General features: G+C 64.5%; 9 protein-coding genes and 1 riboswitch. Of the genes, 7 read left to right on the forward strand and 2 right to left on the reverse strand.

Annotation, left to right across the window (positions count from 1 at the left end; genetic code table 11):
* Window positions 1–161: 161 nt before the first annotated feature.
* Window positions 162–1,379: an ABC transporter substrate-binding protein gene (locus JWR89_RS23485; protein WP_299720578.1), complete on the forward strand. Its 1,218-nt coding sequence runs from the start codon at window positions 162–164 to the stop codon at window positions 1,377–1,379.
* 136 nt (window positions 1,380–1,515) lie between these two features.
* Here the strand turns inward: JWR89_RS23485 and JWR89_RS23490 are convergent, their stop codons facing one another.
* Together JWR89_RS23490 and JWR89_RS23495 are read right to left on the reverse strand one after the other, a co-directional pair.
* Window positions 1,516–2,058, reverse strand: a complete 543-nt coding sequence (locus tag JWR89_RS23490; RefSeq protein WP_299720579.1) for a PRC-barrel domain-containing protein — start codon at window positions 2,056–2,058, stop codon at window positions 1,516–1,518.
* Window positions 2,059–2,255: 197 nt separating this feature from the next.
* Window positions 2,256–2,831, reverse strand: coding sequence for a hypothetical protein (locus JWR89_RS23495; protein ID WP_299720580.1), 576 nt, complete (start codon window positions 2,829–2,831; stop codon window positions 2,256–2,258).
* A gap of 169 nt (window positions 2,832–3,000) precedes the next feature.
* Here JWR89_RS23495 and JWR89_RS23500 point away from each other — a divergent pair, with 169 nt between their 5' ends.
* The 6 genes from JWR89_RS23500 to JWR89_RS23525 form a co-directional block, all read left to right on the forward strand.
* A complete protein-coding gene (locus JWR89_RS23500; RefSeq protein ID WP_299720581.1) occupies window positions 3,001–3,738 on the forward strand; it encodes a response regulator in 738 nt (245 codons plus the stop codon).
* A gap of 14 nt (window positions 3,739–3,752) precedes the next feature.
* Window positions 3,753–5,081, forward strand: coding sequence for an ATP-binding protein (locus JWR89_RS23505; protein ID WP_299720583.1), 1,329 nt, complete (start codon window positions 3,753–3,755; stop codon window positions 5,079–5,081).
* Window positions 5,082–5,207: 126 nt separating this feature from the next.
* Entirely contained in the window at window positions 5,208–5,684 is a 477-nt protein-coding gene (locus JWR89_RS23510; RefSeq protein WP_299720585.1) for a transglycosylase SLT domain-containing protein, read from the forward strand.
* Window positions 5,685–5,899: 215 nt separating this feature from the next.
* A riboswitch (TPP riboswitch) is annotated at window positions 5,900–6,038 on the forward strand.
* Complete coding sequence (locus JWR89_RS23515; RefSeq protein WP_299720586.1) at window positions 6,026–7,042, forward strand: FAD-dependent oxidoreductase; 1,017 nt, start codon at window positions 6,026–6,028, stop codon at window positions 7,040–7,042. It overlaps the preceding riboswitch by 13 nt.
* Complete coding sequence (thiS, locus tag JWR89_RS23520) at window positions 7,033–7,230, forward strand: sulfur carrier protein ThiS (RefSeq protein WP_299720587.1); 198 nt, start codon at window positions 7,033–7,035, stop codon at window positions 7,228–7,230. The genes JWR89_RS23515 and thiS overlap by 10 nt, the downstream gene beginning before the upstream one ends.
* Before the next feature lie 4 nt (window positions 7,231–7,234).
* Window positions 7,235–7,859, forward strand: a 625-nt coding sequence (locus tag JWR89_RS23525) for a thiazole synthase (protein ID WP_299720588.1), incomplete at its 3' end; no start/stop codon positions are given.

Consider the following 7,859-nt stretch of genomic DNA (forward strand, 5'->3'; position numbering starts at 1 on the left):
ACCGTCACCGCGCTGCCGGGGCTCTAGGCTCTCCCGCGCCGTTTTTATGATCATCCGGTCCCGGTTCCGCAGCGTCTTTCGCTTGGCAGGCGCCTGCCAAGCCGGATAGAAGACGGGTCCGAACTTAAGCCCTCAAACAAAAAAGCCCGGGAGAAGACACCATGAAATCGCTTGCAGCCGCGGTCGCGGCCACCATCGCTTTCGCCGCGTCCGGCAGCGCGGCGAACGCCCAGATCTCCGATGATGTCGTCAAGATCGGCGTGCTCACCGACATGTCGAGCCTCTATGCCGACGCGACCGGCAAGGGCTCGCTGGCCGCGGTCCAGATGGCGGTTGCCGATTACGGCGGCAAGGTGAAGGGCAAGCCGGTCGAGGTGATCTCCGCCGACCACCAGAACAAGCCCGACGTCGGCGTCGGCATCGCGCGCAACTGGTACGACAACGACAAGGTCGATGCGATCGTTGACGTGCCGACCTCATCGGTGGCGTTGCCGGTGTCGGCGCTGACCCGCGAAAAAAATCGGATCAACATCAACTCCGGCGGCGGCAGCTCCGATATCACCGGCATCGCCTGCTCGCCCAATACCGTGCACTGGACCTACGACACCTATGCGCTGTCCAACGTCGCCGGCAAAGCGATGGTCCAGCGCGGCGAAGATACATGGTTCTTCATCACCGCCGACTACGCTTTTGGCGCGGCGCTGGAGCGCGATGCGTCCAACATCGTCAAGGCGACCGGCGGCAAGGTGGTCGGCGGCGTCAAGCATCCGCTCAACTCGTCGGACTTCTCGTCGTTCCTGCTGCAGGCGCAGGCGTCCAAGGCCAAGGTGATCGCGCTGGCCAATGCCGGCGGTGACACCACCAACGCGCTGAAGCAGGCCGCCGAATTCGGAATCCTGAAGGGCGGGCAGAAGATGATCGCGCTGCTGCAGGAGATCACCGACACTCATTCGCTGGGCATCCAGGAAGCGCAGGGTCTGATTGCCACCGACGCATTCTACTGGGACATGAACGATGGCACCCGCGCGTTCTCGAAGCGCTTCAACGAAAAGGTCGGGCATATGCCGACCATGATCCAGGCAGGACTGTATTCGGCAACCATGCATTACCTGAAGGCGATCGATGCGATCGGCACCGACGAGGCGCCGAAGGTCATGGCGCAGATGAAGGCAACGCCGATTCACGACTTCTTCGCCAAGGACGGGAAGATTCGCGAGGACGGCCGAATGGTGCACGAGATGTATCTGTTCGAGGTCAAGAAGCCATCGGAGTCGAAGGGCGAATGGGACCTCTACAAATTGCTCGCCGAAGTACCCGGCGACGAGGCATTCCGCCCGCTCGACAAGGGCGGTTGCCCGCTGGTGAAGGGCAAGCCGTAACCGACGCGTGATATCGAAAAGACTCGTTTCTCGAATTTCTCGCGCAGCGCGCAGCATTCGGGGGAACGAGACAGCACAAAAAGCGCGCCCGGTTACCCGGACGCGCTTCTTTCGTTGCAGCGCCAGATTTCAGGCGTTAGTTCGTCGAATACTTGAACTCGGACATCGCCTTCAGCTGATCTTTGGTGGCGCTGATGACGGCGTGGTCCGGATACCAGGGATTCGGCTTCGACGCGGCGGGCGAAGCCGGTGCCGCACCAGTAGTGGCCGCTCCGGTCGTCATGCCGGTTGATGCACCCGGACGCGCGCCGGTCGCCGCACCGCCGGCCGCCGAGGTCGTTACCACCGGCTCGTTGACGAACTTGACCTTGTCGTACGCGACCGCAACGAGGTGCTCGCCGACGCCGAGGAAACCACCAACGCCGATTACCACGGCCTTGATATTTCCACCCTTGTCGGTCAGCAGATCGTTGATCGAACCAAGGCTTTCATTGGCGTCGTTGTACACGTTAACGCCGACCAACTTCGAGGCCCGCCAGTTACCGTTATAGGTGGAATCGGAAGCCGTTACCGGTGCTGCGGCGGGCGAAGTCGTCGTCGCGGCCGGGCTCTGCGCGAACGCTGTAGACGCCAACATCGCCGATCCCAACAGACCAGCCGTCATATATTTCTTCAGCATATGTTCCTCCTGTGCAAGGGGTTGCATCAGGGCAACGCAGCCATTTGAATGACGTTCCGATTCCGCATCGAAATCGTGCTCGGTTTTCGCCGCAATAGTGGGCAGTGCAGCAGATCCGTTGTTGCACTGGGCATGCCGCCGCCCGCCGGCCACCACCCGCTTTACGGAAGATGGTGGCCAGCCTGATCGCAGCGGTATCAGGTCTGATAATCGACAAGCAACGCTGAGAAGGACGCGGTGGTGCTGGACGCCGTCGAAGAGGTCCCGCTGGCGCTGTAGGAGGTCGAGGAGGCCGACAGCGACTCCTGCAGCGTGGCCAGGAACTTCTGCAGGATGTCGTTGGCGTCGGTAGTGCTGTCCGTGGACGAGGCGCCATCTGCCGACGTCGTATCGTCGGTCGGCGGCGGGCCGCCGTGGCCGCCATGATGGCCTTTAGCGCCGCCTGCACCACCGGGACCGCCGCTGGCGAAGGCCGACTGGAACACGCCCTGCAGTTCGGTGGCCTGATCCGATGTCAGCTTGCCGCTGGAAACCTGGGTGCTGATGAGGTCGTCGATCTTCGACTTGATGTCGTCGGCCGACGGTGGCGTGCCTTTGGTCTGGCTCGAACGGCCGGCGCTCAGCGACGCGTCGATATCGGTCAGCGCGGACGACAACGCGTCCTGATCGCCGGACGTCACTTTTCCTGACGCAATTTCGGCCTGCAGCTCCTGCTGCAGCTTTTGAAGGGGGGTCTGATAGGAGCTGCTGGAAGCAGCCGAGATCGAGCTCATGATAGTCTCCAAGGTGCTTGCGAGAGGCCTCACCTTGCGGTTAACGATGTTAACGAGGTCTTTTTATCGCCTTGCTGACATGTTGCGCTGTGTTGCGCTTGCCGCGCCAGCAACAACCTGAAACAAAAAACTTCAGCAGGCCTTCGCGATCCCGGTCAAAAGAGTCTCCATGGCATCATCTCCGAATATCCTGGTTGTCGAAGACGACCGCGAAACCCGTACGCTGATCGCAAAGTATCTGCGTACCAACTCCTGCAACGTCACCACCGCGGCCGACGGCCGCGAGATGGAGAAGGCGCTGGCCGATCACCGCGTCGATCTGCTGATCCTCGACGTCATGCTGCCCGGTGAGGATGGCCTCAGCCTGTGCCGCCGCGTGCGCGCGGAATCGCAATTGCCGATCATCATGCTGACCGCCCGCGGCGAGGACGTCGATCGCATTCTCGGCCTCGAAATGGGCGCCGACGACTACCTGCCGAAGCCGTTCAATCCGCGCGAACTGCTGGCACGCATCAACGCCGTGCTGCGCCGCCAGGCCTCGGCGCTGAATGCCAGCGCAACGCCGAGCGCCACCGCGCTGTCGTTCGCCGGCTGGCAGATCGATTTCCGCCTGCGCGAGCTGCGCAACCCGGCGGGCGCCCGCGTCGCCATGACCTCGGCCGAATTCGACCTGTTGCGCACGTTTTGCGAACGCCCCGGCCGGGTGCTGTCGCGCGACAGCCTGCTGGACCTGACTCAGGGCCGCAACGCCGGTTCGTTCGAGCGCAGCATCGACGTGCTGGTCAGCCGTATCCGTCGCAAGATCGAAGCCGATCCGCAGGACGCCACCTTGATCAAGACGGTGCGCTCCGGCGGCTACATGTTCACGCCCACCGTCGAAGCCGTCGCGACCGCCGCGACGAACTGACGAGGCCTGCGGCCATGAAGCTTCTCGACGTCGTCAACCTCAAGCGGATCAGCGGCCAGATCGCCGCGCTGGTGGTGGTTTCGATCGTCGCGATTCATCTCATCGTCACCGCAACCTTCATGCTGTTTCAGCCCGATCCGAACGATCAACGGTTCGATCGCGGCCACGGCGAGTTGGTGGCACTGGTCAAACTGCTTGGCACGACGCCCGCTGCGGAGCGGCCGGCGCTGCTGGCCAACATGGCGCACACCTTTCCGCAGTTCGATATCAAGGGCTTGCCCGCGGGCACGGCGACGACGCCCGATGACAGCCAGGAGTACCCACGACGCAGCCTGCGCCGCCTGTTCGGCGGCGCCAAGTTGCTCAGCATCGCCGGCGAATCCCGCGACCGTCTCGGCATCGCACTCCCGGATGGCGACACGCTGTCCGTCAATATCACGCCGGAGCGACGCAACGGACCATTCTGGGGCGGCCCGTGGTTCATCACACTGCTGTTCATCGTCATCAGCCTGACCCTGCTCGGCCTGTGGGCGGCGCGGGTGCTGTCGGCACCGCTGTCGTCGTTCGCCCAGGCCGCAGAGGACTTCAGCCTCAATGGCGCCGCCGAGCCGCTGCCGGAGCGCGGGCCGGAGGAAATCCGCTCGGTCGCGCGCGCGCTCAACCGGATGCGCGAGCGCATCACCGCGCTGATCGACGACCGCACCAGGATGCTGGCCGCCATCAGCCATGACCTGCGCACGCCGATCACCCGGCTGCGACTGCGCTCGGAATTCATCGAGGACGACGGTCATCGCCGCCACATGCTGCGCGACCTCGACCAGATGCGCTCGATGCTCGAGGCCGTGCTGTCGTTCCTGCGCAACGACCGCAAGCTCGAGGCGCTGACGCTGACCGACATCGCCACCACGCTGCAACTGATCGCCGACCAGTTCGCCGATGTCGGCCACACGGTCAGCTACGAAGGCCCGTCGCACGCGATGGCGATGGCGCGGCCCGACGACCTGCACCGCGCCATTACCAACCTCGTCGAGAACGCCGTGAAATTCGGCGGCGAGGCGAAGATTGGCCTGACCATGTCGGCAGGCGGCGCGGCCATCGATGTCGCCGACGATGGTCCCGGAATCTCCGACGCCCAGAAGAGCGCGATGCTGCAACCCTTCGTCCGTGGCGATGACGCCCGCAACATGGACCATGAGGCTGCCGGCTTCGGCCTCGGCCTGTCGATCGCCCGCGCGGTGGCGCTGGCCCATGGCGGCGAGCTGACGCTGAACGATCGGCAGCCCAACGGACTGATCGTGCGGATCACGCTACCCGCGCGAGACGCCGGTAAGGCGGCGGCGTGACCCCCGCTGCGTCTGCCACATAATGGAGTCATTTAAGCCTCATATGCGGATAATTGATTCGTCAGGGTTAGGGCCGTCGCAAGACCGATTCCGCTAGACGACCGTGACAAGGTTCGAGGCTCATCGATGCGAAGTGTGGTTGCCCTGGCGTGGCTCATCGCCATCATCTCCCTGCCCCAGTCGGCCTCCGCCCAGCAACGCGCCGACTACGAAGCCATGGTCGCCACCCATGCCCAGGCCAACGGCGTGCCGGAGGCGCTGGTGCATCGGGTCATCGTGCGCGAGAGCAAATATCATCCGGCGCTGATCGGCCGCGGCGGCACCATCGGCCTGATGCAGATCAAGCTCGCCACCGCCCGCGGCCTTGGCTACACCGGCACCGCCGAAGGGCTGCGCGATCCCAACACCAATCTCACTTACGCCGTGAAATACCTCGCCGGCGCGTTCCGTGCGGCGAATGGCGACCACAACCGCGCGGTGTCGTATTACGCCGGCGGTTATTATTATGCCGCCAAGCGGCAGCGCCATCGGCACGAGCCGCTGCTCGCCATCCCCCGCCTGGACGAGCTGACCAGCGCCAACGCCCAGGTTCCGCGGCCTTGATTTCCGGGGCAACGGCGCTCTGACGTCGTCATCCTGAGGTGCGAGCCTTTGGCGAGCCTCGAAGGAGCGGCCACGAGCGCTTGCGGCTCATCCTTCGAGGCCGTCGCAATGCGACGGCGCCTCAGGATGACGGCGGTGTATGTGGCGTCTGCTCCATCGAAACCGTGCAAATGCGCCTGCCCGCGTTGACACCTCGTCTCATGAGCTTACATTAGACCCGTTCCGAGGGGAGCTCCGACGAGGAGCTGAGATACCGCAAGCTGGCACTCTCGATCGAGAGAATCGCCGGACCGCGGTGACCCTTTGAACCTGATCCGGGTCATGCCGGCGAAGGGACAGGGATGTTACAGAGTACGCAACATGCGCGTGGGGAATCCCCCGTAGCCGTGATCGGCGCCGGCATTGCCGGCGCATGGCAGGCGTTGACCTTCGCCAAGGCGGGCCACGCCGTGACGTTGCACGAGCGTAGCGACAGCGCCATGACCGCGGCCACCAGCCACTGGGCCGGCGGCATGCTGGCGCCGTGGTGCGAGGCTGAGGTCTCGGAACCCGTGGTGTCGAGGCTTGGTGTACGCGCGCTCGACTTGTGGCGCGGGGAATTGCCCGATACGCCGTTCAATGGCTCGCTGGTGGTGGCGCATGCGCGCGACCGCGCCGACTATGAGCGGTTCGCCAGCATGACCTCCGGCCACACCCGGCTCGACGCGCAAAAACTGGCCGAGATCGAGCCGTCGCTCGAAGGCCGCTTTCGCGACGCGCTGTTCTATCCCGGCGAAGGCCATGTCGAGCCGCGGCTTGTGCTGCCGCAATTGCACGCGCGGATCAAAGCCGCAGGCGGCACGATCCATTACAACAGCGAGCGGCAGCCGGACGATCTCGACGGCACCGTGATCGATTGCCGCGGCCTCTTCGCGCGCGACCGGCAGCCACAACTGCGCGGCGTCAAGGGCGAGATCATCATCGTCGAGACCGACGAGGTGCAGCTATCGCGCCCGATCAGACTGATGCATCCGCGCTGGCCGCTCTATGTGATCCCGCGCGACGGCAACCGCTTCATGCTTGGCGCCACGTCCATCGAGAGCGAGGACCGCGGCGTCAGCGTGCGCTCCGCACTGGAACTGCTCGGCGCCGCCTATGCGGTGCACCCGGCGTTTGCCGAAGCGCGCATTCTCGAATTCGGCGCCGGGCTGCGGCCGGCGTTTCCCGACAACCTGCCGCGTATCGCTATCGACCAGAACCGTATCGCGGTGAACGGATTGTATCGCCACGGCTTCCTGCTGGCGCCGGCGCTGGCGGAGCTGACGCTGGCCTATGTGCAGCGCGGCGTGATCGACAATGAGGTGATGCAATGCGCGTGATCGTCAACGGCGAACACCGGGAGATCGAGGCATCGCATGTCGATGCGCTGCTGTCCGAACTGGAATATGAAGGCACGCACTTCGCCATCGCTTTGAATTTCGACGTGCTGCCGAAGAGCCTGTGGGCGCAGACGCCGCTGAAGAGCGGCGACGAGATCGAGATCATCACACCGCGGCAGGGAGGATAGTTCGTTGGTCGATTTTTACGGCAAGACCTTCTCCTCCCGCCTGCTGATCGGCTCGGCGCTGTATCCGTCGCCGGCGATCATGCAGGACGCGATCCGCGCCTCCGGCGCCGGCATCGTCACGGTATCGCTGCGGCGCGAATCCGCCGGCGGCAAGACCGGCGACGCGTTCTGGTCGCTGATAAGAGAGCTCGATGTCACCGTGCTGCCCAACACCGCCGGCTGCCGCAGCGTGCGCGAGGCGGTGACGACGGCAAAACTGGCGCGCGAACTGTTCGGCACGGCGTGGATCAAGCTCGAGGTGATCGCCGACAACGACACGCTGCAGCCGGATGTGGTGGGGCTGGTCGAAGCCGCAACCATCCTGATCAAGGATGGCTTTGAAGTGTTCCCCTATTGCACCGAGGACCTCAGCGTCGCGCTGCGGCTGGTCGATGCCGGCTGCAAGGTTGTGATGCCATGGGCGGCGCCGATCGGCAGCGCGCGCGGCATCACCAACCGCGATGCGCTGAAGCTGATGCGCGACCGGCTGCCGGATGTCACGCTGGTGGTCGATGCCGGCTTGGGCGCGCCGAGCCACGCCGCCGAAGCGCTCGAGCTGGGCTACGACGCCGTGCTGCTCAACACCGCAA

Source organism: Tardiphaga sp., from assembly GCF_028290785.1.
In the GTDB taxonomy this organism is placed as follows: Bacteria; Pseudomonadota; Alphaproteobacteria; order Rhizobiales; family Xanthobacteraceae; genus Tardiphaga.

Bases quoted from the DNA above. Each gene is read 5' to 3' on its own strand.
- JWR89_RS23495 (WP_299720580.1), bottom strand. From the start codon at position 2,831: ATGAGCTCGATCTCGGCTGCTTCCAGCAGCTCCTATCAGACCCCCCTT.
- JWR89_RS23515 (WP_299720586.1), top strand. From the start codon at position 6,026: ATGTTACAGAGTACGCAACATGCGCGTGGGGAATCCCCCGTAGCCGTG.
- thiS (WP_299720587.1), top strand. From the start codon at position 7,033: ATGCGCGTGATCGTCAACGGCGAACACCGGGAGATCGAGGCATCGCAT.
- JWR89_RS23505 (WP_299720583.1), top strand. From the start codon at position 3,753: ATGAAGCTTCTCGACGTCGTCAACCTCAAGCGGATCAGCGGCCAGATC.
- JWR89_RS23485 (WP_299720578.1), top strand. From the start codon at position 162: ATGAAATCGCTTGCAGCCGCGGTCGCGGCCACCATCGCTTTCGCCGCG.
- JWR89_RS23510 (WP_299720585.1), top strand. From the start codon at position 5,208: ATGCGAAGTGTGGTTGCCCTGGCGTGGCTCATCGCCATCATCTCCCTG.
- JWR89_RS23500 (WP_299720581.1), top strand. From the start codon at position 3,001: ATGGCATCATCTCCGAATATCCTGGTTGTCGAAGACGACCGCGAAACC.
- JWR89_RS23490 (WP_299720579.1), bottom strand. From the start codon at position 2,058: ATGCTGAAGAAATATATGACGGCTGGTCTGTTGGGATCGGCGATGTTG.